We start from the raw sequence: 21169 nt of genomic DNA, 5'->3' as shown, positions 1-21169 counted from the left end.
ATGTATATGGATCAGGCGAGTGGTCTGCGCAAAATGCGTCAAAACAATCGAGTAAAAGTAATCGCCGTGTCCGGTGGCAAAGGTGGCGTGGGCAAAACCAACGTGACCCTGAACGTGGCCGGAGCCATGGCAGCCCAAGGCAAGCGGGTGATGGTACTGGATGCCGACCTAGGTCTGGCGAACGTCGACGTCATGCTGGGGCTGCGGGTTCATCGCAACCTCTCTCACGTGCTGGCTGGTGAATGCACCATCGACGACATCATCGTTGAGGGTCCCTACGGCATGATGATTGTGCCTGCGACCTCGGGCACCCAGTCTATGGTCGAGCTTTCGCCGGTGCAGCATGCCGAGCTTATCCGCGCCTTCAGCGAGATGAAGACCCAGGTCGACATTCTGATGGTGGATACGGCGGCGGGTATCTCCGACATGGTGCTGAGCTTCACTCGTGCCGCTCAGGACATCATGGTGGTGGTCTGTGACGAGCCAACCTCCATTACAGATGCTTACGCACTCATCAAGATCCTCTCCAAGGATCACGGCGTGTTCCGCTTCAAGGTGGTGGCCAATATGGTGCGCAGCCTGCGCGAGGGGCAGGAGCTCTTTGCCAAGCTGACCCGGGTCACGGATCGTTTCCTCGACACCTCGCTGGAGCTGGTTGCCTGTGTGCCTTATGACACCAATCTGCGCGCCGCCGTGCGCAAGCAAAAATTGATTGTCGAGGCGTTTCCCAAGTCGCCGGCCGCGCTGGCGTTCCGTGCCCTTGCCAACAAGGCGGCGAGCTGGCCGGTTCCCAACCAGCCAGGCGGCCATCTTGAGTTTTTCCTGGAAAATTTGTTGCAGAAACCGGCCACAACACAGGAAGGTTCCCGTGAATAAAGCCCAAGCGTACTTGCGTCATCAGGATTCCTACGTGCTGGTGGAGCGTCATGCTCCCCTGGTCAAGCGGATTGCCCAGCATTTGTTGGCTCGCCTGCCCAGCAGTGTCTTGCTGGATGACCTGATCCAGGCAGGTATGATTGGGCTGCTTGAAGCCTCCCGTAACTTTGACGGCAGCAAGGGTGCCAGTTTCGAGACGTATGCCGGGATCCGCATCCGTGGGGCCATGCTGGACGAGATCCGGCGTGGTGACTGGGTGCCCCGCTCCGTGCATCGCAACAGCCGGGCTATCGCAGAAGCGATCGAGAATGTCGAACAGGCTCATGGGCGTGACGCCAGGGATACCGAGGTTGCCGCCGAGATGGGGGTCTCCATCACCGATTACCACGTTATGTTGCAGGATGTCTCTTGCGGCAAAATTATCGGTATCGAGGATTTGGGTGTCAGCGAGGATGTCATCGGTAATCCCGATGATGCCTTTTCAGGCTCCGGATTCGATGAACTGGCTGCCGAGCGATTTCAAATTCAATTAGCGGAGCAAATTGGTCGCTTACCCGAGAGAGAAGCTCTGGTTCTCTCTCTTTACTACGATGAAGAGCTGAATTTGCGTGAAATTGGCGAGGTTTTGAATGTGAGCGAGTCGCGTGTGAGCCAGATCCACAGTCAGGCGATGCACAGATTGCGAGCTCGTTTGAGAGATTGGCATCTATAAGTGTTTGTACTGGCTACACTGAGATGAAACTCTAAGGCATAATCCGCACGACACAACCCGTTTTTAGCATCATGTAAGTGAGCCACTCTGGTGGCTATTTAGGAGGGAATTTTGGACAAGAACATGAAAATCCTCATTGTTGACGATTTTTCAACGATGCGCCGGATTATCAAGAACTTGCTGCGCGACTTGGGATTCAACAACACCCATGAGGCGGATGACGGCAATACAGCGCTGCCGATGCTGAAAAATGGTGATTTTCAGTTTGTGGTTACCGACTGGAACATGCCTGGCATGCAAGGTATTGACCTGCTTAAAGCTATTCGCGTCGATGAGAAGCTCAAGCATCTGCCGGTTCTGATGGTAACGGCTGAAGCCAAACGCGAGCAGATCATCGAGGCCGCTCAAGCTGGCGTCAACGGTTACATCGTCAAGCCCTTCACTGCAGCAACGCTCAAAGAAAAACTCGACAAAATTTTCGAACGAATTGGCTAAGGAGCTGCAGGGATGATGGCCAAAACGAGAGCAATGATTTCGCTCGACCAGGCAAGGATGCTTGTTGCTCATCTGGAGCAAGGCGAATTTGAGCTGGCCGATGAACTGCTTGCTGAAGTATGTGCCCCCAACGCAGCTGATCTGTTTGAAAAAGTAGGTAAGCTGACCCGACAACTGCATGATTCACTTCAAGAATTTCGCATTGACCCCCGTATTCCTGACTTGGCTACTCATGACATTCCCGATGCACGGGAACGTTTGAGCTACGTTATCGATATGACCGACAAGGCGGCCAATCGCACCATGGATGCGGTGGAAGCCAGTTTACCGATAGCGGATCGCCTGAATGACAATATCCAGCTGGTGATGCCGAACTGGAATGCCTTGATGTCCCGTGATATGAGCGTGGGACAGTTCAAAGCTTTATGTCACCAACTTGATGATTTTATTAAGGCTTCGGAGTCTGATGCCGATAAATTACGGCAACTGCTGACAGAAATCCTGATGGCACAAGATTTTCAGGATTTGACAGGCCAGATGATCCGCAAGGTCATCAAGCTTGTTCAGGAAGTTGAAACAAAATTAATAGAAATGCTGACCATGTTTGGTGAGGCTTCTGCTGAGCATTCAACTCGTACTCTTCCTGTCAGCGGGATTGAAGCAGAAGGACCGATCATGAATCCGGAGGCTCGCGCCGATGTGGTTAATGGTCAGGATGATGTGGACGATCTGCTGTCTAGCCTGGGATTTTAATGGAGTGACGCATGGCCTTCGAAGTTGATGAAGACATACTGCAAGACTTTCTGGTCGAAGCATCCGAAATATTGGAACAGTTGTCTGAACAACTGGTCGACTTGGAAAAGCGGCCCGATGACAAGAACCTGTTGAATGCCATCTTTCGTGGTTTCCATACCGTGAAAGGGGGGGCCGGCTTCCTGTCGCTCGGTGAACTGGTTGATGTATGTCACGGTGCGGAAAACGTGTTCGACATCTTGCGCAATGGCAAGCGAACCGTGACCGCCGAACTGATGGATGTGATCCTGCAAGCGCTGGATGCCATTAATGTCATGTTCACCCAAGTTCAAAATCGCGAAGCGCCTAGCCCTGCGTCGGATGATTTGCTTCATGACCTCCATGAGCTGTGCAAGCCTGAAGGTGAAGAGCAGTTGCGTACTGCTACCAGCTCTGTTGGTGCTGCCGAGCCGGAACCTGTTGCACCGATCGTCGAGGTTGCCCCCGAAATTGTCGAGCCCGTCATCGTCAGCAGTGAGCCAGCACCTGTCAATGGTGGTGGATCGATCGACGAGATTTCTGCGGATGAATTCGAGCGTCTGCTGGATGAACTTCATGGCGTGGGTGGTACACCCACCAAAACGACAACAGCCCCTCCTGTTATTGGCGGCTCTGGTGATATTACCGATGATGAGTTTGAGGCCTTGCTGGATCAGCTTCATGGTCAGGGCCAGCACATGGGGGCGCCAGAGGTTAACCCCTTGAAGTCCGTGCAAAAAGAGGTGGACGAGCTTATCGATGATGATGAGTTTGAGCGTCTGCTTGATGAATTGCATGGTCGCGGCCAGGGGCCGCAGAGTACGATGGCACCTGCCGCACCTGCCGCACCTGCCGCACCTGCCGCAGTGACGCCGCCCAAACCGGCAGCCCCTGTAGCGAAACCCGCACCGGCAGCACCGGCAAAACCCGCAGAAGCAGCCAAGGCACCCGCTCCCGCAGCCAAGGCCGCACCAGCGCCAGCTGAAAGCAGTGCGGTACAGAGCGATACCACCGTTCGGGTGGATACCAAGACCCTCGATGTCATCATGAATATGGTGGGTGAGCTGGTACTGGTACGTAACCGCTTGGTTAGCCTTGGTATCGCCAGCAATGATGAAGAGATGTCAAAGGCTGTTGCCAATCTGGATGTGGTAACGGCTGACCTGCAAGGTGCGGTGATGAAAACCCGCATGCAGCCCATCAAGAAAGTGTTTGGTCGTTTCCCTCGCGTTGTGCGTGACCTGGCCAGGACCCTCAAGAAAGATATTGAGCTGGTGATGGTGGGGGAGGAGACCGATCTTGATAAAAACCTGGTGGAGGCGCTTGCCGATCCTCTTGTCCACCTTGTTCGCAACTCCTGCGATCACGGGGTAGAAATGCCGGATGTGCGGGAGAAAGCGGGTAAACCGCGGCAAGGGACGATTACCCTTAGCGCTTCCCAGCAAGGTGACCATATCCTGCTTTGCATCGAGGACGATGGCGCAGGAATGGATCCTGAGAAGCTCAAGTCCATCGCAATCAGTCGCGGTGTTCTGGATGCAGATACTGCCGCTCGCATGAGCGACAACGATGCCTATAACCTGATCTTTGCCCCAGGCTTTTCGACCAAGGCCGAGATCTCGGACATCTCAGGTCGTGGCGTCGGGATGGACGTGGTTAAAACCAGCATTGTCAGTCTTAATGGCTCGGTGCACATCGACTCCACCTGGGGGAAAGGTACCCGTCTCGAAATCAAGGTTCCGTTGACGCTGGCGATCCTGCCGACCCTGATGGTGGAAGTGGGTGAGCAGACCTTCGCGTTGCCCCTTGGTTGCGTGAACGAGATTTTCCATCTGGATCTGAAAAAGGCCAACATGGTTGATGGCCAGCTCACCATCATTGTGCGTGAGAAGGCGATACCGCTCTTCTATCTGCACAAATGGTTGATCCGTGGTTCAAACAAGCGTTCGCGTCAGGATACCGGGCATGTGGTGATCGTGCAGATTGGCACTCAGCAAATCGGATTTGTGGTAGACAGCCTGATTGGTCAGGAAGAGGTGGTGATCAAGCCACTCGATAACCTGCTGCAAGGTACGCCGGGGATGGCCGGAGCGACGATTACCAGCGATGGCGGGATTGCTCTTATTTTGGATGTGCCGAGTCTGCTCAAAGCATATGCGCGTAGACATTAATAGCTCAGGCCCAAGGAGTTAGAAAAATAACAATGGCAGTCAAGGTATTAGTTGTCGACGATTCGAGCTTCTTTCGCCGTCGGGTGAGTGAAATCATCAATCAGGATCCCATGCTGACGGTGATCGACACGGCCCAGAATGGACGTGAAGCGGTGGACAAGGCGATGTCGCTGCGCCCTGATGTGATCACCATGGACATCGAGATGCCCGTGATGGATGGCATCAGTGCGGTGCGCGAGATCATGGCCAAGTGTCCGACTCCCATTCTGATGTTCTCCTCCCTGACCCATGAAGGGGCCAAGGCGACGCTGGATGCACTGGACGCCGGAGCCCTCGACTTTTTGCCCAAGAAGTTTGAGGACATTGCCAGAGACAAGGACGAAGCGGTCAGGCTGTTGCAACAGCGGGTGAAGGAGATCTCCCGCAAGCGCTTCCTGATGACATCTGCAGCCCGCCCCAAATCACCTGAACCGGTTGCTCGTGCGCCACTGGGCAGCACTGCGCCCAGAACGCTTGAGCGTCAGTCGGACCTGCAACGCACTGTGCCAAGCGCCTCATTCAAGCGCAGTGGCAAGACTTATCAGTTGGTGGCGATCGGTACTTCTACCGGTGGGCCGGTTGCGCTGCAAAACGTGCTGACCAAGTTGCCGGGGGATTTTCCCCATCCCATCCTGCTTATTCAGCATATGCCTGCCACCTTCACCGCCGCATTTGCCGCCCGTCTCAATGGTTTGTGCCAGATTGGCGTCAAGGAGGCCGAGGATGGCGATGTGCTCAAACCGGGCCATGCCTATCTGGCGCCTGGTGGTAAACAGATGCTGCTGGAAGGGCGTGGTGCAGGTGCTCGCATCCGTATCATTGATGGCAACGACAAGGTGAACTATAAGCCTTGCGTAGATATTACCTTCGCCTCGGCGGCCAAAACCTATGCCGACAAGGTGTTGGCAATTGTGTTGACCGGTATGGGCGCCGATGGCCGTGATGGTGCCAGACTGCTGAAAGAGCAAGGCTCTACCATCTGGGCTCAGGATGAAGCTTCCTGCGTGGTATATGGTATGCCCCAAGCGGTTGCCAAGGCAGGGATTGCCAGCGAATCACTTCCTCTGGACAAGGTGGCCCAGCGTATTCTGGTTGAGTTGGGGCGCTAATCATGGGCTTGCTCGGTCTGCTCCTGGCATTGGGGGCTATTGCTATTGCCCAGCTGTGGCATGGTGGCTCCCTGTTGACGCTGGTGGACGGGCCCGCTTTTCTGATCGTGCTGGGCGGTACTGTCGGTGCCGTTACATTGCAGACTCCTGCCAAGTACATTCTGCTGGCGTTGCGCCAGCTGTTATGGATTTTTACCCCTCCCAGGCAAGATCTCTCGACGCAGGCTGAACGGTTGCAGTCGTGGGCCGTCTTTGCACGCCAGCAAGGGCTGCTGGCCCTTGAAAATCAGGCCGAGCAGGAGGAGGACAACTTTACCCGCCAAGGGCTTGGCATGATTGTCGATGGGGTATCCACAGAGGATATCCGTATGCTGCTGGAAGCGGACATCGATATCGAGCAGGAGCGCAATGAACATGCCGCCAGGGTCTTTGAAGCTATGGGGGGATACAGTCCGACCATCGGGATCATCGGTGCCGTGCTGGGCCTGATCCAGGCCATGTTTCATCTCGAAGATCCGTCAGCGCTGGGGGCGGGTATCGCAGTCGCATTTGTGGCAACCATCTATGGAGTGGGTTTTGCCAACCTCATTTATCTGCCGATCGCCAACCGGTTGCGTGCATTTCACTATCATTACGCACTCTTTCAGGAGATGACCCTGGAAGGGCTACTTGCCATCGCCCATGGTGAAAATGGTGTGCAAGTTGAGCGTCGGCTCAGGGCCTATTTGAAAGGAGAGTAGCCATGCGCAAGCGCTATCGGTTGCACTTGCAGGGTCGCGAGCATCTTGACCGTTGGCTGGTCTCCTATGCCGATTATATGACGCTGATCTTTGCTCTGTTCGTGGTGCTCTACTCCGTTGCGCTGGTGAACAAGGACAAATACCGCGCAGTAATTGATGGCATGAGTCAGGCGTTCAGTGTCATGCAGCCCGGGAGTCACGGTTTGCTGGAGGGGCAGGGTAATTCCCTGCTGGACAATGCGGTCTCTGCATCCCCCTCGTTGCTGGAAAGCCCTGCATCCCCCTCTCCTTCACTTGCTCCCATTTCTGGTGTGCCAGTGCTGCAAGATGGCACGACACTTGCGAAACTCGATATGCAGTTGCAACAGAGCATGGGCTCGCTGGTGGATGCCGGTATCGTCAAACTGACGCAAGATGAGAACTGGCTGACCGTTGAACTCAGCTCCGGGTTGTTGTTTGGCAGCGGCAGCGCCTTTATGGGGCCAAATGCAGCACCGGTCATTAATACTCTTTCAAGTATTCTCAAACCGGTCGATAACTATGTAAGAGTTCGGGGTTATACCGATAACCAGCAGATAAATAATGAAATTTATCGTTCTAACTGGGCGCTTTCTGCCGCTCGGGCCGAGGCGGTACTCAATGGTTTGATCGCCGATGGTATCGCTCCCCAGCGTCTGGCGTTCGAGGCATATGGCGAGTTTTCCCCCTTTGCTGACAACGGCAGCGAGCAGGGTAGACTGCAGAATCGCAAGGTTGTGGTCGCTATCTCTAAATTTGCCTGGGTGCCGCCAGCGCCTGTGGTTGCAACGCCCACTGTGGTTGCCGAGCCGGTTCCTGCGGTACAGCAAGCGGTGGATGCAGGAGAGATAAAGGTGATCACCTTGCCCGGTGGTGGCATACGCATAACAACAAGGCAGGATTGATACAGTGATTGTTTGGACGGTTGCCAACCAGAAAGGTGGAGTGGGTAAAACCACCACAGTGGTCTCGCTTGCCGGGATCCTGGCCCAGCGTGGCCAGCGGGTGCTGTTGATTGACACCGATCCCCATGCCTCGCTGACTGCATATCTTGATTTCGATTCCGATCGCCTGGATGGCACTCTCTACGAGCTGTTTCAGGCTGTCAAACCGACCGCCGAGCTTGTCAATAAACTGACGCTCAGAACCAAGTTTGAAAATATCCATTTGCTGCCTGCCTCAATTACCCTTGCGACCCTTGATCGGGTGATGGGCAATCGTGAGGGAATGGGATTGGTACTGAAGCGGGCACTGCTGCGTATTCAGGATCAATATGACTACGTGCTGATCGATTGCCCGCCGGTGCTGGGGGTGATGATGGTCAACGCGCTGGCTGCCTGCGATCGCATTCTGGTGCCTGTCCAGACCGAGTTTCTGGCCCTCAAGGGGTTGGAACGGATGATGAAAACATTCGAGATCATGCAACGTTCCAAGCGTGACAAGTTCCGTTATACCGTGATCCCGACCATGTTCGACAAGCGCACCCGTGCCTCTCTGATGACCTTGAAATCGATCAAGGATCAATACGGTGATTCGGTGTGGAATGCAGTGATCCCGATTGATACCAAGTTTCGGGATGCCAGCTTGCTGCATATCCCCCCGTCTATCTATTCTCCCGGGAGTCGCGGAACCTATGCATACGAAACGCTGCTCAACCATCTTGATGCCCTTGAGCGGCAACGGGTTCATGAGGTGACGCCATGAGAGATACCATTCAAGTCCGGGCGATGGATGACTATTTCCACTCCCTGCTGCTCGATGAGCCGCTGGTGCTGGATGAAGTTGAGGAGGTTCAATCTGCCCCGGTTCTGCAGTTGCAACGTCAGCCCCAGAGCGTCCCCGATGTGGTGGCTGCACCTTACCTCGAAAGTGATCCACGGCTTGCCCAGCTCGGTGAGTTGCTGGCGCAGGTAGGACAAGTCCAGTTCGAGAATGATGCTTTCACCCAGGAAGCAACACTCACCGCACCGCTGGAGATTGTCGCGGAAGAGTCACTGTTGCCGGTTGAGCCGGAATGGCCGGCTGAAGTGCTGGCTCCCGAAGTTGCAGAGCCTCATACCACTATCCTGACCGAGACGGCGCTGGAGGTTGCTCCGGTAGAGGCCAGTGCACCCGTCGCCTGGGAAAATATCGATACCGGCAAAGAGTTTCAGGCCCTCTTTTTTGAAGTCGCGGGCGTGACGTTTGCGGTGCCGTTGACCGAGCTTGGTGGCATTCATCAGTTGGGCGAAATCACCTCCCTGTTTGGCCAGCCTGGCTGGTACAAGGGGATCATGACCTCCCGCGAGCAGAAGATGAATGTGGTCGATACGGCCCAATGGGTCATGCCGGGTCAGCATCTCGAGATGGATGATTACAAGTATCTGATTATGCTGGGTGAATCCCCTTGGGGACTGGCGTGTCATCACCTGAAAGGGACCGAATTGTTACACCGTGATCAGGTGAAGTGGCGTCATCAGGAGGGCAAGCGCCCCTGGTTGGCTGGCATGGTCAAAGAAAAAATGTGTGCCCTGTTACATGTTCGCGAACTGCTCCTGTTGCTGGAGCGTGGGGTGAACATAGAAGGTCGCTGATAACTTCTGCAATCGAGCTGTTTTATTGCTAGTTTTAGCAGTAGACGTTTTCATAAAAGGAATAAAAACATGACAGAAAAGCGCAATATTGCACAGAATCTGGCCGAAGATGAAGTGCTGCAATGGGTAACCTTCCAACTGGAAAACGAAACCTACGGCATCAATGTGATGCAGGTTCAGGAGGTGTTGCGCTACACCGAAATTGCGCCGGTGCCGGGTGCGCCTGAGTACGTGCTGGGGATCATCAACCTGCGCGGCAATGTGGTGACTGTCATCGATACCCGTTCCCGTTTTGGTCTGCCCTCCGGTGATGTGAGTGAAAACTCCCGCATTGTGATCATCGAGGCCGAGAAGCAGGTGATCGGCATCATGGTCGACAGCGTGGCAGAAGTGGTTTACCTGCGTTCTTCCGAAATCGATGCGGCACCTGCGGTCGGCACTGAAGAGAGCGCCAAGTTTATTCAGGGGGTGAGCAACCGCGATGGGCAACTGCTGATCCTGGTTGACTTGAACAAGCTGCTCTCCGATGAAGAGTGGGAAGATATCGGTTCCCTCTGATAAGTAAGGTGATGTTTTGATAATCGAGATGGTTGCCTTGGGGGTGTCCCTGATTGCCTTGGCGTTTGCCTCTTATATCTGGTTCAAGAGCAAGTGCAGCAAGCAGGAGTCCGAGGCCAGTGTGGCAACCCTGCAAGGTCAGTTGGAAAGCTTGCGCAAGCAGATGATGGAACTCCATACCGGCGCCATTGGCATGGGGCAGCGTCTGCAGTCGGTGGAAGGGGCGATGCAGCAGGTCAATGAGCGCCAGCAAGAGCTGACCATGCAGGATCCCGAACGCAGGCTCTACAGCCGAGCGGCCAAGATGGTCGAACTGGGCGCCGATCTTGATGAAGTCATGAGTGAGTGCGAGTTGCCAAAGGCAGAGGCCGAGCTCTTGATATCGTTGCGAAAAGGTCGCTCTTGATGATTCAGGAAGGCAATTGCCTTCCTGAATTTTATGGCGTGCAGCCGCTTGTTCCCCGACTGCGTTGAGCAGATGGTTTCTACCGCATTTTCTTTGTGATCCCGGTCGCCAGTCAGTTCAATTGTTGCATCTTTGAAAAGACGTATTCCAATACTGTGTTAAGATGCAGACCGCTTCATTTTCTCTGAAAAAATCCCCATGCTGCTTCAAGTTAACAATCTGAGCTGCGTGCGCGAAGATCGCACTCTGTTTGAACACCTCTCTTTCTCTGTTGCGCCCGGCGATCTGGTGCAAATTGAAGGGCCCAATGGGGTCGGCAAGACCAGCCTGTTGCGGTTGTTGACCGGGCTGTCGCAGCCGTTTGCCGGTGAGGTGTGCTGGAATGGGGAGAATATTCGTCACTGTCGTGATGAGTATCATGCCAATCTGCTCTATCTCGGTCACCAACCCGGTGTCAAAGCGGCGCTGACCCCTTTTGAAAACCTGAAGTTCTACCAGCAGTTGCATCACCCGCAGCAGACAGAGACTGACTTGTGGCAGATATTGGCCCGGGTAGGGCTGGCCGGGTTTGAAGAGAACCCGACCGGGCAACTCTCTGCCGGTCAGCAACGCCGCGTGGCTCTGGCCAGACTCTGGCTGTCACAGAAACCGGCGCTCTGGATCCTCGATGAGCCCTTTACCGCCATCGACAAGCAAGGGGTCAAGGTGCTCGAGCAGCTCTTTCTGGAACACGCCGAGCGGGGCGGCATGGTGATCCTCACCACCCATCAGGATCTGACCCTGATGCAGGGACGGCTGAAGAGTATCTCGTTGACCCCCTTCGCATCGACATTGCAGGAGTAACGCCATGTTGCGCGCTGTTATACACCTTATTCACCGTGAACTGCTGATGGCTCTGCGCCAGCGTTCCGATATTCTCAATCCGCTCTGGTTTTTCCTCATCGTCATCACCCTGTTTCCGTTAGGGATTGGCCCGGAACCCAAACTGCTGGCCCGTATTGCCCCGGGGATTATCTGGGTGGCGGCGCTATTGGCGGCCATGTTGTCGCTGGAGCGGCTGTTTCGCGACGACTTTGCCGATGGCGCGCTGGAGCAGATGATGCTGATGCCGCACCCGCTGGGCTTGCTGGCGCTGGCGAAAGTGGTCGCTCACTGGCTGCTGACCGGCTTGCCGCTGCTGCTGATCTCTCCCTTGCTGGCGATTTTGCTGTCGCTGGATATGAACACCTATCTGGCTGTCGTTGCGACGCTGGCACTGGGCACTCCTGTATTGAGCCTGCTCGGCGCGGTCGGGGTCGCGTTGACGGTGGGACTGCGCAAAGGCGGGGTGCTGCTTAGTCTGCTGATCCTGCCGCTCTATATTCCGGTACTGATTTTTGCCACCTCAGCCATCGATGCCGCGGGGATGAGCTTGCCCTATGGCGGGCAGCTTGCCATTCTGGCCGCCATGCTGGTGGGGGCTTTGACACTGACGCCGCTGGCTGTGTCGGCAGCGTTGCGGGTCAGCCTAAACTGATGGCCGTGAGCTGAACCGAATTTGGCTCCGAACGGAGTCTTTTTGCAAAAAATAATGTTGCGATGGATCAAGGAGAGCGCCGCTTATTGCTTTCGGGGTATTTGATGCTGCCCCGTGGTCGGTATGGTAGGCCTCGCCAAACGATTAATAACAAAAAGGTTTTGTGAGCTATGTGGAAATGGTTGCACCCTTATGCCAAACCGGAGCGTGCCTATCAGCTGGCAGGCACGCTGTTGCCCTGGTTTGCGGTGATTAGTCTGCTCTCGTTTGTGATCGGTACTGTCTGGGGCCTCGCGTTTGCGCCAGCGGATTACCAGCAGGGAGATTCGTTCCGGATCATCTATATCCACGTGCCTTCCGCCATTCTCTCCATGGGGGCCTACTCCACCATGGCGGTGGCCGCCTTTATCGGCCTGGTGTGGCAACTGCGGATGGCGGACATGACGGTGGCGGCTATCGCACCGGTCGGCGCCGTCTTTACCTTTATTGCCCTCTTTACCGGTGCCGCCTGGGGCAAGCCCATGTGGGGAACCTGGTGGGTGTGGGATGCACGGCTCACCTCCGAGCTGATCCTGCTGTTTCTCTACCTTGGCGTGATTGCCCTCTATAACGCCTTCAGTGACAAGGTGGTTGCTGGCCGTGCTGCCGGCATTCTGGCGCTGGTGGGGGTGATCAATCTGCCCATCATTCACTACTCGGTAGAGTGGTGGAACACCCTGCATCAGGGGGCCACCATCACCAAATTTGACAAACCCTCCATTTCACCCGAGATGCTCTGGCCGCTGTTGATCATGATCCTGGCGTTTGCCGCGTTTCTCGGGGCCCTGACCCTGATGCGTTTTCGCAATGAACTCCTGATGCGGGAGTGGCATCGCCCCTGGGTCAAAGAGATTGCAGAGCAGGAGAAGTAAGCATGCACTTTGCCTCTTTCAGTGATTTTATGGCGATGGGCGGTTACGCCTTCTATGTCTGGCTCTCTTTTGGCCTGACGCTGATGTGTCTGGTCGGCATCATCATTTCTACCCGCATGAAAACCCGCAGCCTGCTCGGCGAGCTGCGCAGCAAACAGGCGCGCGAGGCCCGTCGCAAGGCGGCCCGGCAGATGGAGAACACCCTATGAACCCGAGACGCAAAAAACGCCTCACCATCATTCTGGCCATCACCCTGGGTCTGGCGACCGTCAGCGGGCTGGTGCTCTACGCCCTCAGTCAGAATATCGACCTCTTCTACACCCCGAGCGAGCTGGTGGAGGGGAAGGGGCCGGACAAGATCAAGCCGGAAGAGGGGCAGCGTCTGCGCATCGGTGGATTGGTGGTGCCGGGATCGGTGCAGCGGGATCCCCAGAGCCTCAAGGTGGCCTTCAAGCTGGTGGATAACGGCGGTCATCTGGTGACGGTCGAGTTTGACGGCATCCTGCCGGACTTGTTCCGTGAAGGGCAGGGGATTGTTGCCCAGGGCACCCTCAAGGATGCCACGACCGTAGAGGCGTTCGAGGTGCTGGCCAAGCACGATGAGAACTACATGCCGCCGGAAGTGGCCGATGCCACCAACGGCATGCACTTCAAGCCGGAGTACTCCGAGGCGCAGTTGAAGGGAGCCAAGCAGTGATCCCTGTGGTGGTTGCCTTTTTCGCTTTGCCTGCCGTGCGTGATGCGGCTGTTGTCACCGTTCAATTGAAAGGAATGCCTTCATGATCCCGGAATTAGGTCAGTTTGCGCTGATCCTGGCCTTTGCCACCGCCCTGCTGCTGGGCAGCTACCCGCTGCTTGGCGCCAGTTGGGGGCGTCTTGGCATGATGTCGGCGGCCCGTCCGCTCGCCTATGCCCAGTTCTTGTTGCTGCTGCTGTCGTTTCTCTGCCTGACCTGGGCCTTTATCGATAACGACTTCACCGTGCAATATGTGGCCACTAACTCCAACAGCCTGCTGCCGCTGGCCTATCGCATCTCGGCGGTGTGGGGTGCCCACGAAGGTTCCCTGCTGCTGTGGGTACTGACCCTGGGTGGCTGGACTGCGGCGGTAGCCATGTTCAGTCGCCGTCTGCCGCTCGATGCTGTCGCGCGGGTACTCGGCGTGTTGGGGCTGATCTCGGTCGGCTTCACCGCGTTCGTGCTGTTCACCTCCGATCCCTTCACCCGCACCTTGCCCTATTTCCCGGTCGATGGCCGTGACCTCAATCCGCTGTTGCAGGATCCGGGTCTCATCTTCCATCCGCCGATGCTCTACATGGGTTATGTGGGCTTTTCGGTGGCGTTTGCCTTCGCCATTGCCTCGCTGATGACCGGTCGTCTCGATGCGACCTGGGCCCGCTGGTCGCGCCCCTGGACCATGGCGGCCTGGGTATTCCTGACTCTCGGCATCGTGCTCGGCTCCTGGTGGGCCTATTACGAGCTTGGTTGGGGCGGCTGGTGGTTCTGGGATCCGGTAGAAAATGCCTCCTTTATGCCCTGGCTGGCGGGGACGGCCCTGCTGCACTCGCTGGCGGTGAGCGAGAAGCGTGCCACCTTCAAGGCGTGGACCGTGCTGCTGGCCCTCTCTGCCTTCTCGCTCAGCCTGCTCGGTACCTTCCTGGTGCGCTCCGGCGTGCTGGTGTCGGTTCATGCGTTTGCCTCCGATCCGACCCGCGGTCTGTTTATTCTCGGCTTCTTGCTAGCGGTGATCGGCTCCTCCTTGCTGCTGTTTGCCTTTAAAGGCTCGCAGGTGAAGAGTCACGGCAAACACGAATTGTGGAGTCGCGAGACCCTGCTGCTTTGCAACAACATCATGCTGGTCGCGGGTCTGCTGACTGTGCTGCTCGGCACCTTGTTGCCGCTGGTGCACAAGGAGCTGGGGCTGGGCAGCATCTCTATCGGTACTCCCTTCTTTAACCACATCTACAGCTGGCTGATCATCCCGTTTGCCCTGCTGCTGGGCGTTGGCCCGCTGTTTCGCTGGCGTCGTCAGGAGCTGGGGGAACTCAGAGGTAAGGTGGTCGTGGCGCTGGTGCTGAGTCTGGCCGCTGCCGTGCTGTTGCCGCTGGCTTTTGCCGCAACCTTCAAGCCGTGGGCGGCGGTAGGGATAGGTCTGGGGGCCTGGATCATCGTCACCAGCGTGCAGGAGACCTGGGCGCGAGCGACCCACAAGCACAGCTTTGCAGTCGGCGTGCGCAAGCTGGGTAATAGCCACTGGGCCATGATCCTCGGCCATGTGGGGCTGGCAGTCAGCATCATTGGTATCGCCTGTACCCAGAACTACAGCATCGAGAAGGATCTGCGGATGCAGGCGGGGGATCGGGTGCACTTTGCCGATTACGAGTTCGTCTTTGCCGGGATCAAAGAGAAGAACGGTCCCAACTATGATGGCTTCAAGGGCGTGCTGGAAGTGCACAAAAATGGCAAGCAGGTCGCCCTGCTCAAGCCCGAGAAGCGGATGTACAAGGTGACCCGGATGCCGATGACCGAAGCGGCCATCGATGCCGGTATCACCCGTGATCTCTATGCGGCGCTGGGGGAACAGCTCGACAACGGAGCCTGGGCGGTGCGGATCTACTACAAGCCGTTCGTGCGCTGGATCTGGTTCGGCGGCGTCTTTATGGCCATCGGTGGCGTGCTGGCGATGCTCGACAAGCGTTACCGTTTCGGCCGTCGTGAGGAGGAGGCCAAGGCATGAACAAAAAGACCTGGTTGTTTTTAATCCCCTTTATCGTCTTTTTGCTGGGGGCTGTGTTCCTGTTCAAGGGACTCTACTCCGACCCAACCAAACTCGAATCCGTGATGGTGGGCAAAGAGGTACCGGTGTTCACCCTGCAGGACATTTACGATCTGAACAAACAGCACGATCGCAGCATCCTGACCGGTCACCCCATGCTGCTCAACGTCTGGGCTACCTGGTGCCCGACCTGCTATGGCGAGCACACCTACCTCAAACAGCTGGCGGGGCAGGGCATTCCTATCATAGGCATGAACTACAAGGATGAGCGCGACAAGGCGATCAAATGGCTGGCTGAGCTGGGCAACCCCTATCAGGTCAACCTCTATGATCCGGACGGCATGCTGGGGCTGGATCTCGGGGTATATGGCGCACCGGAGACCTTCTTTATCGACAGCAAGGGGATCATCCGTTATCGCCACGTGGGGGATATTAACCCCGAGAACTGGGCGTCGACCCTCAAACCCATCTTTGATGCCATGAAGTGAGGGGAGTCCTGATGAGAGTATTTATTGCTTCCCTGCTGCTGTTGCTGGGATGGGTGGTGCAAGCGCCCGCCATGGCCGCTATCGATGTCTACACCTTCGACAACGACAATCAGGAGCAGGTCTTTCGCGAACTGACCAAGGAGCTGCGCTGCCCCAAGTGCCAGAACCAGGATATCGCCGACTCCAATGCGGGGCTGGCCAAGGACTTGCGCGACAAGACCTACCAGATGGTGCGCGAGGGCAAGGATAAAGAGGAGATCGTGGATTACATGGTGGCCCGCTACGGCAACTTTATCCTCTATAACCCGCCCCTGATGGCCTCCACCCTGATCCTCTGGCTCGGCCCGCTGCTGGTGATCCTGATCGGTGGCGCCGTGGTCGTGCTGCGCAGCCGCCGGCCCCCTGCGGTGAAAAAACAACTGGATAACGCCTTGAGCGAGGAGGAGCAGCGCCGACTGGCCGAGCTGCTCAAAGAGGAAGAGAAACAATGACCGCTTTTTGGATTGTGATTGCGGGCTTGCTGGTGTTGGTGAGTCTGGCGCTCGTCGTGCCGTTGTGGCGTGGTGAAGGCAAACAGAGCATCAGTCGCTCGGCGCTCAACAAACAGCTCTATCGCCAGCGGCTGCTGGAGATTGGCGAAGAGCGCGAGCAGGGTGTCTTGGCCGAAGAGTCCGATTCGCTGGTCGAGCTACAACGAAGCCTCTTGGATGATATTCCCGATGTGGAGCAGACCGCCCGCAGTGGCAAGAGTCTGATCTGGATCCCGGGTGTGCTGGTGCTGGTGGTGGTGAGTCTGGGGCTCTACTACAAGCTGGGCTCCTGGCAAGAGGTGAGTCGCTGGCAAGATGCCAGCAGCCGTCTTGGCGAGCTGAGCAACCGCATTCTGGTGGAGCGCGACGCCCAGGTGACCGAGCAGGATCTGCTGGACTTCACCCTAGCACTGCGTACCCGCCTCAAGGATGAACCGAACGACTACCGCGGCTGGTTGCTGCTGGGACGTTTGGCGCTGGATGGCAACGATCCCGAGATGGCCAGCGAGGCGCTGGAGCGGGCCTACACGCTGGCTCCCCAGAAATCGCTGGTGGCGGTGCCCTACGCGCAGGCGCTGATGATGACGGGGGATGAGGCGCAGGCGGATGCCCTGTTGCAAGCTGCTATCGCGCAGGATCCGGACAATATCGAGGCGCGCTCTGTCTATGCCTTTATGGCGCTGCAAAAAGAGGACTTCCAGACCGCGCTGTCTCGCTGGCAGGCGATGTTGCCACTGATGGAGAAAGGTACCCCCCGTTACGTGATGGTCGAGCGCTCCATGGAGTATGCCCGCGCGCAGCTCAAGCAGCGCGGCATCGAGGTGACGAATTCAGGCGCAGCCAAAGCGGGCGCAGCAGAGGGGCAACCGCTCGCGGTGAAGGAGGGGGAATTCCCCATCCACATCACGTTGGCGGCGGGCATTCAGCTGCCGGAAGATGCCCATCTCTTTGTCTTTGCCGTGGTGCCCAACGGGCCGCCCATGCCCATCGCCGTGAAGCGTATCGCTGGGCCAACCCTGCCTGTTACCCTGTCACTCGGGGATGGCGATGCCATGATGGAAGGCAGCAAGCTGGCGGCCTATCCGGAGCTGCAGTTCAAGGCGCGTCTCTCGCGCGGTGGCAATGTGATGAACAAGGAAGGAGCCTTCGAAGGAGTATCCGTGCCGGTCAAGACGGCCGAGATCCCTGCTGCTCCGATTGACATCCGCATCGATCACGCCCTCTAATATGCCTTTGGATAACCCGGCCCCTGGATGGGGGCCGGGTTATCTATACTTCTGATAAATCAAAATAAAACGTCAGGACAATCATATGTATCTTCGTTCAGGGGCCATACTGGCAGCCCTCTTGCTGGCTGGCTGTGCCGGTGGCCCACCCAAGCCTGGCCCAGAGAGCCTGGATCTCAATCCCGGCATGAATAATCCGGGCGCCACCAGTACGGCGGCCGATCCGCGCGACCCCTTCCAGGGGGCCAACCGGGCCATGTGGGCGGTCAACTACGATGTGCTGGAGCCCTATGTGGCACGTCCTGTGGTACATGCCTATGCCCGTTATGTGCCAGTGGGTGTGAAGGATGGCATAGCCAACTTTGTAGCCAACTTTGATGAACCGAGCAGCATGGTGAACCATCTGATCACCGGTGATTTGAAAGGGGCAGGCACCAACCTGGGACGCTTTACCCTCAACACCACGGTCGGTCTGCTGGGTATTTTCGATGTGGCCAAATATGCTGGCCTCGATCGCAACAAGCTGGAGATGGATACCGTGCTGGGCAGGGCCGATATCGGTGACGGTGCCTACATCATGGTGCCTGTTTACGGCCCGACCACCACCCGTGAGCTGGTTGGCGATGCGATTGACAGCTTCTACTTCCCCTATGCCTTGTTGACCTTCCCTATGAAGGTCGCACACTGGGCGCTGGATGGACTGGGCACACGCGCCAAGCTGATCGATCAGGAGCGGATCATCGACAACTCCCTCGATCCTTATGCGCTGACCAAGGACTTTTATCTGCAGTACAGCCAGGGCAAGGTGACAGGCAAGCAGACCGAGCTGAAAGCGTCTCAGCAAGAGCAGGCCGACGATGCCAATCTGGATGAATATATGGACGAGTTGGACCAGTAAGCGGCCATCCCGATATGTGACAAGGCGCCTGCGGGCGCCTTATTCATTTCCGCAGCCATCTAGATATAAAAAAAACGCCCCGCAGTGCGGGGCGTTTTGGCAAGCGAGGCTGATTAGGCAGCCAAGTTCTTGGCCACGAATTCCCAGTTCACCAGGGTCCAGAAGGTTTCCATGTACTTCGGACGCAGGTTGCGGAAATCGATGTAGTAGGCGTGCTCCCACAGGTCAACGGTCAGCAGCGGGGTGGTACCGGCTTCAGTCAGCGGGCAACCGGCGTTGGAAGTGTTGACGATGGCCAGAGAGCCGTCAGCTTTTTTCACCAGCCAAGTCCAGCTGGAACCGAAGTTGCCGATGGCAGATTTGGTGAAGGCATCTTTGAACTCGGCGAAGGAGCCGAATGCCTTGTTGATGGCATCAGCCAGGGCGCCAGTCGGCTCGCTACCGCCATTCGGGGAGAGGCAGTGCCAGTAGAAGGTGTGGTTCCAGATCTGGGCGGCGTTGTTGAAGATGCCGCCGCTGGAGGTCTTGATGATCTCTTCCAGAGACTTGCCTTCAAACTCGGTACCCGGCACCAGATTGTTCAGGTTGACCACGTAGGTGTTGTGGTGCTTGCCGTGGTGATATTCCAGAGTTTCCTGGGAGATGTGCGGTTCCAGAGCGTTGATTGCATAGGGCAGAGCGGGAAGTTCGAATGCCATTTTCTACTCTCCATTGGCTGGACCGTGCGAAGGCGACGGTTGCAAGACATTGCGTACTCTTTTCTATATGTGAAAAGAGTTGTTTTTAAAATGATGGGGCAGGGTAGCCCAAAGCCAAGGGATTGTAGCAGTATCAAAGATGGCCTAACAACTCTTGATTGGCGCCATGATCGCGATCAAGCCTGAGTGGGTTCTTTGCGCAATTCTAACCGGGTCACCCCTTTGTCAGTTTGTGCTCGGGCAAGATTGCAGTAGAATGGCCGCCGAAATCGCTCTAGTGAGGCACCTATGGAAACTATTGAAAAGATTAAGCAGCAGCTGGCTGATAACCCCATCATCATCTACATGAAGGGCTCCCCCAAGCTACCCAGCTGTGGCTTCTCTGCCCAGGCCTCCCAGGCTCTGATGTCCTGCGGCGAGCCGTTTGCATACGTTGATATCCTGCAAAATCCGGATATCCGCGCCGAATTGCCAAAATTCGCCAACTGGCCGACCTTCCCCCAGCTGTGGGTTGAGGGTGAGCTGATCGGCGGCTGTGACATCATGATCGAGATGTTCCAGGGTGGCGAGTTGCAGACCCTGATCAAGGAAACTGCCGCCAAGTACAAGCAGGATGACGCCGCCGCAGAATAAGCGGGTGTTCACATCGCTGAAAAGGGAGCCATTTAGGCTCCCTTTTTTATTTGCCAACTACCCGAGCGGTGCAAACATCATGAGCGGGATATCTGTGCTCATAGGGAGCGGAAGGACAGAGCCGTTTTTGCATTAATAAATCTAATCTTTAATGCTTTGTTTGGTAGTTGTTAATTATATAATTTCAGTGTGCTTGATTATATTTTCTAATCCATTGGGATTCGAGTGTTGCCGTTGTCACATTTTTTGATAATTTCACAATGAGCTAGTCTCTTTACATGTTTTTTTGTGTTGATGCTCACATTAATTGCAGATGATAAAACCTAGTATCGCTGCGCTTAGTGAAATAAAACCCTACAAATTAATAAATAAAAAGAGATTTGCGATGAAGATGTATAGCAATCTGCCCATTGGTCTTCATGATATTACTGAAGCCAAAAAAAGACTGACCAATCATATATACAAGACCGCGCAACTACCCTCAAATTACATCAGTGAACGTTGTCATGGCGAGGTTTACCTCAAGCTGGAAAACATGCAACGTACCGGATCGTTTAAAATCCGTGGTGCCTTCAACAAACTCAGTTCATTAAGTCTTGAAGACCGGCAAAAAGGTGTTGTCGCCTGCTCGGCTGGCAACCATGCCCAAGGTGTATCGCTCTCCAGTGCCATGCTTGGCATCGATGCCAAGGTGGTCATGCCCTGCTGCGCCCCCAAATCTAAAATTGCCGCAACAAGCGATTATTCAGCGGAAGTGATCCTCCACGGTAATAGCTTCAACGATACCATCGCCAAAGTCAGTGAAATAGTTGAAATGGAAGGTCGGGTATTTATTCCTCCCTTCGATGACGAAAAAGTGATTGCTGGCCAGGGAACGATCGGCCTGGAAATTATCGAAGATTTATATGATGTCGATAATATCATAGTGCCGATTGGTGGCGGTGGTTTGACAGGGCAAGATCGCGAACGTTTTTTAAGCAGGGCACGAGGATTTGACCGACCGAACAGGGTGTGATCTTATACTCTC

25 protein-coding genes are annotated in these 21169 nt (G+C 55.9%); 24 read left to right on the top strand and 1 reads right to left on the bottom strand.

The window, feature by feature from the left end; all coding sequences use genetic code 11:
• The 22 genes from PG888_RS17965 to PG888_RS17860 all read left to right on the top strand — a co-directional run bounded on the left by PG888_RS17965 (position 1) and on the right by PG888_RS17860 (position 18811).
• Positions 1 to 876, top strand: a complete 876-nt coding sequence (locus PG888_RS17965) for a MinD/ParA family protein (protein ID WP_042011658.1) — start codon at positions 1 to 3, stop codon at positions 874 to 876.
• A complete protein-coding gene (locus PG888_RS17960) occupies positions 869 to 1588 on the top strand; it encodes an RNA polymerase sigma factor FliA (RefSeq protein ID WP_182937957.1) in 720 nt (239 codons plus the stop codon). The genes PG888_RS17965 and PG888_RS17960 overlap by 8 nt, the downstream gene beginning before the upstream one ends.
• A 123-nt stretch (positions 1589 to 1711) precedes the next feature.
• The gene (gene cheY, locus PG888_RS17955) at positions 1712 to 2083 is read left to right on the top strand and encodes a chemotaxis response regulator CheY (RefSeq protein WP_005334709.1); all 372 of its coding nucleotides are present in this window, start codon (positions 1712 to 1714) and stop codon (positions 2081 to 2083) included.
• 12 nt (positions 2084 to 2095) lie between these two features.
• Positions 2096 to 2836 carry a protein phosphatase CheZ gene (locus PG888_RS17950; protein ID WP_042060525.1) on the top strand — a complete coding sequence of 247 codons (741 nt, stop codon included), beginning with the start codon at positions 2096 to 2098 and terminating at the stop codon, positions 2834 to 2836.
• A gap of 11 nt (positions 2837 to 2847) precedes the next feature.
• Complete coding sequence (locus PG888_RS17945; protein WP_182937956.1) at positions 2848 to 5025, top strand: chemotaxis protein CheA; 2178 nt, start codon at positions 2848 to 2850, stop codon at positions 5023 to 5025.
• Positions 5026 to 5057: 32 nt separating this feature from the next.
• The gene (locus PG888_RS17940) at positions 5058 to 6173 is read left to right on the top strand and encodes a protein-glutamate methylesterase/protein-glutamine glutaminase (protein ID WP_182937955.1); all 1116 of its coding nucleotides are present in this window, start codon (positions 5058 to 5060) and stop codon (positions 6171 to 6173) included.
• A 2-nt stretch (positions 6174 to 6175) separates the two neighbouring features.
• A complete protein-coding gene (locus PG888_RS17935; protein ID WP_042658716.1) occupies positions 6176 to 6913 on the top strand; it encodes a flagellar motor protein in 738 nt (245 codons plus the stop codon).
• Between the two features lie 2 nt (positions 6914 to 6915).
• Complete coding sequence (locus PG888_RS17930; protein WP_042658717.1) at positions 6916 to 7836, top strand: flagellar motor protein MotB; 921 nt, start codon at positions 6916 to 6918, stop codon at positions 7834 to 7836.
• Between the two features lie 4 nt (positions 7837 to 7840).
• Positions 7841 to 8635, top strand: a complete 795-nt coding sequence (locus tag PG888_RS17925; RefSeq protein ID WP_042060512.1) for a ParA family protein — start codon at positions 7841 to 7843, stop codon at positions 8633 to 8635.
• Entirely contained in the window at positions 8632 to 9504 is an 873-nt protein-coding gene (locus PG888_RS17920; protein ID WP_182937954.1) for a chemotaxis protein CheW, read from the top strand. The genes PG888_RS17925 and PG888_RS17920 overlap by 4 nt, the downstream gene beginning before the upstream one ends.
• 69 nt (positions 9505 to 9573) lie before the next feature.
• Positions 9574 to 10062 carry a chemotaxis protein CheW gene (locus PG888_RS17915; RefSeq protein WP_005298836.1) on the top strand — a complete coding sequence of 163 codons (489 nt, stop codon included), beginning with the start codon at positions 9574 to 9576 and terminating at the stop codon, positions 10060 to 10062.
• A gap of 28 nt (positions 10063 to 10090) precedes the next feature.
• A complete protein-coding gene (locus tag PG888_RS17910) occupies positions 10091 to 10468 on the top strand; it encodes a DUF2802 domain-containing protein (RefSeq protein WP_182939777.1) in 378 nt (125 codons plus the stop codon).
• Between the two features lie 198 nt (positions 10469 to 10666).
• Positions 10667 to 11311 carry a cytochrome c biogenesis heme-transporting ATPase CcmA gene (gene ccmA, locus PG888_RS17905; RefSeq protein ID WP_182937953.1) on the top strand — a complete coding sequence of 215 codons (645 nt, stop codon included), beginning with the start codon at positions 10667 to 10669 and terminating at the stop codon, positions 11309 to 11311.
• 4 nt (positions 11312 to 11315) lie between these two features.
• Complete coding sequence (gene ccmB, locus PG888_RS17900) at positions 11316 to 11984, top strand: heme exporter protein CcmB (protein WP_139440076.1); 669 nt, start codon at positions 11316 to 11318, stop codon at positions 11982 to 11984.
• A 170-nt stretch (positions 11985 to 12154) separates the two neighbouring features.
• Positions 12155 to 12895, top strand: a complete 741-nt coding sequence (locus PG888_RS17895; protein WP_005334687.1) for a heme ABC transporter permease — start codon at positions 12155 to 12157, stop codon at positions 12893 to 12895.
• 2 nt (positions 12896 to 12897) lie between these two features.
• Entirely contained in the window at positions 12898 to 13104 is a 207-nt protein-coding gene (gene ccmD / locus PG888_RS17890) for a heme exporter protein CcmD (protein ID WP_182937952.1), read from the top strand.
• Positions 13101 to 13592 (top strand): cytochrome c maturation protein CcmE, encoded by a 492-nt coding sequence (ccmE, locus tag PG888_RS17885; protein WP_042658721.1) that lies wholly within the window; start codon positions 13101 to 13103, stop codon positions 13590 to 13592. Before ccmD ends, ccmE begins: the two co-directional genes overlap by 4 nt.
• 82 nt (positions 13593 to 13674) lie before the next feature.
• Positions 13675 to 15630: a heme lyase CcmF/NrfE family subunit gene (locus PG888_RS17880; RefSeq protein WP_182937951.1), complete on the top strand. Its 1956-nt coding sequence runs from the start codon at positions 13675 to 13677 to the stop codon at positions 15628 to 15630.
• Positions 15627 to 16157: a DsbE family thiol:disulfide interchange protein gene (locus PG888_RS17875; protein ID WP_182937950.1), complete on the top strand. Its 531-nt coding sequence runs from the start codon at positions 15627 to 15629 to the stop codon at positions 16155 to 16157. The genes PG888_RS17880 and PG888_RS17875 overlap by 4 nt, the downstream gene beginning before the upstream one ends.
• An 11-nt stretch (positions 16158 to 16168) precedes the next feature.
• Positions 16169 to 16648: a cytochrome c-type biogenesis protein gene (locus tag PG888_RS17870; protein WP_111807826.1), complete on the top strand. Its 480-nt coding sequence runs from the start codon at positions 16169 to 16171 to the stop codon at positions 16646 to 16648.
• Entirely contained in the window at positions 16645 to 17913 is a 1269-nt protein-coding gene (gene ccmI / locus PG888_RS17865; protein WP_182937949.1) for a c-type cytochrome biogenesis protein CcmI, read from the top strand. Before PG888_RS17870 ends, ccmI begins: the two co-directional genes overlap by 4 nt.
• Positions 17914 to 17998: 85 nt before the next feature.
• Positions 17999 to 18811, top strand: a complete 813-nt coding sequence (locus PG888_RS17860; protein WP_182937948.1) for an MlaA family lipoprotein — start codon at positions 17999 to 18001, stop codon at positions 18809 to 18811.
• Between the two features lie 113 nt (positions 18812 to 18924).
• Here the strand turns inward: PG888_RS17860 and sodB are convergent, their stop codons facing one another.
• Positions 18925 to 19509 (bottom strand): superoxide dismutase [Fe], encoded by a 585-nt coding sequence (gene sodB / locus PG888_RS17855; protein ID WP_182937947.1) that lies wholly within the window; start codon positions 19507 to 19509, stop codon positions 18925 to 18927.
• A 288-nt stretch (positions 19510 to 19797) separates the two neighbouring features.
• Here sodB and PG888_RS17850 point away from each other — a divergent pair, with 288 nt between their 5' ends.
• Both PG888_RS17850 and PG888_RS17845 read left to right on the top strand, forming a co-directional pair.
• Entirely contained in the window at positions 19798 to 20142 is a 345-nt protein-coding gene (locus PG888_RS17850) for a Grx4 family monothiol glutaredoxin (protein WP_182937946.1), read from the top strand.
• A gap of 385 nt (positions 20143 to 20527) precedes the next feature.
• On the top strand, positions 20528 to 21157 hold the full coding sequence (locus tag PG888_RS17845; protein WP_270693923.1) for a pyridoxal-phosphate dependent enzyme: 630 nt from the start codon (positions 20528 to 20530) through the stop codon (positions 21155 to 21157).
• The last annotated feature ends 12 nt before the right edge of the window (positions 21158 to 21169 follow it).

The organism is Aeromonas sp. QDB23 (assembly GCF_027707745.1).
Classification (GTDB): domain Bacteria; phylum Pseudomonadota; class Gammaproteobacteria; order Enterobacterales; family Aeromonadaceae; genus Aeromonas; species Aeromonas allosaccharophila.
Note: the sequence above shows the minus strand (reverse complement) of the source record. Positions and strands in the feature narration are given on the sequence as shown.

Bases quoted from the DNA above. Each gene is read 5' to 3' on its own strand.
- PG888_RS17965 (WP_042011658.1), top strand. From the start codon at position 1: ATGTATATGGATCAGGCGAGTGGTCTGCGCAAAATGCGTCAAAACAAT.
- cheY (WP_005334709.1), top strand. From the start codon at position 1,712: ATGAAAATCCTCATTGTTGACGATTTTTCAACGATGCGCCGGATTATC.
- PG888_RS17950 (WP_042060525.1), top strand. From the start codon at position 2,096: ATGATGGCCAAAACGAGAGCAATGATTTCGCTCGACCAGGCAAGGATG.
- PG888_RS17945 (WP_182937956.1), top strand. From the start codon at position 2,848: ATGGCCTTCGAAGTTGATGAAGACATACTGCAAGACTTTCTGGTCGAA.
- PG888_RS17940 (WP_182937955.1), top strand. From the start codon at position 5,058: ATGGCAGTCAAGGTATTAGTTGTCGACGATTCGAGCTTCTTTCGCCGT.
- PG888_RS17935 (WP_042658716.1), top strand. From the start codon at position 6,176: ATGGGCTTGCTCGGTCTGCTCCTGGCATTGGGGGCTATTGCTATTGCC.
- PG888_RS17930 (WP_042658717.1), top strand. From the start codon at position 6,916: ATGCGCAAGCGCTATCGGTTGCACTTGCAGGGTCGCGAGCATCTTGAC.
- PG888_RS17920 (WP_182937954.1), top strand. From the start codon at position 8,632: ATGAGAGATACCATTCAAGTCCGGGCGATGGATGACTATTTCCACTCC.
- PG888_RS17915 (WP_005298836.1), top strand. From the start codon at position 9,574: ATGACAGAAAAGCGCAATATTGCACAGAATCTGGCCGAAGATGAAGTG.
- PG888_RS17910 (WP_182939777.1), top strand. From the start codon at position 10,091: ATGGTTGCCTTGGGGGTGTCCCTGATTGCCTTGGCGTTTGCCTCTTAT.
- ccmA (WP_182937953.1), top strand. From the start codon at position 10,667: ATGCTGCTTCAAGTTAACAATCTGAGCTGCGTGCGCGAAGATCGCACT.
- ccmB (WP_139440076.1), top strand. From the start codon at position 11,316: ATGTTGCGCGCTGTTATACACCTTATTCACCGTGAACTGCTGATGGCT.
- PG888_RS17895 (WP_005334687.1), top strand. From the start codon at position 12,155: ATGTGGAAATGGTTGCACCCTTATGCCAAACCGGAGCGTGCCTATCAG.
- ccmD (WP_182937952.1), top strand. From the start codon at position 12,898: ATGCACTTTGCCTCTTTCAGTGATTTTATGGCGATGGGCGGTTACGCC.
- ccmE (WP_042658721.1), top strand. From the start codon at position 13,101: ATGAACCCGAGACGCAAAAAACGCCTCACCATCATTCTGGCCATCACC.
- PG888_RS17880 (WP_182937951.1), top strand. From the start codon at position 13,675: ATGATCCCGGAATTAGGTCAGTTTGCGCTGATCCTGGCCTTTGCCACC.
- PG888_RS17875 (WP_182937950.1), top strand. From the start codon at position 15,627: ATGAACAAAAAGACCTGGTTGTTTTTAATCCCCTTTATCGTCTTTTTG.
- PG888_RS17870 (WP_111807826.1), top strand. From the start codon at position 16,169: ATGAGAGTATTTATTGCTTCCCTGCTGCTGTTGCTGGGATGGGTGGTG.
- ccmI (WP_182937949.1), top strand. From the start codon at position 16,645: ATGACCGCTTTTTGGATTGTGATTGCGGGCTTGCTGGTGTTGGTGAGT.
- PG888_RS17860 (WP_182937948.1), top strand. From the start codon at position 17,999: ATGTATCTTCGTTCAGGGGCCATACTGGCAGCCCTCTTGCTGGCTGGC.
- sodB (WP_182937947.1), bottom strand. From the start codon at position 19,509: ATGGCATTCGAACTTCCCGCTCTGCCCTATGCAATCAACGCTCTGGAA.
- PG888_RS17850 (WP_182937946.1), top strand. From the start codon at position 19,798: ATGGAAACTATTGAAAAGATTAAGCAGCAGCTGGCTGATAACCCCATC.
- PG888_RS17845 (WP_270693923.1), top strand. From the start codon at position 20,528: ATGAAGATGTATAGCAATCTGCCCATTGGTCTTCATGATATTACTGAA.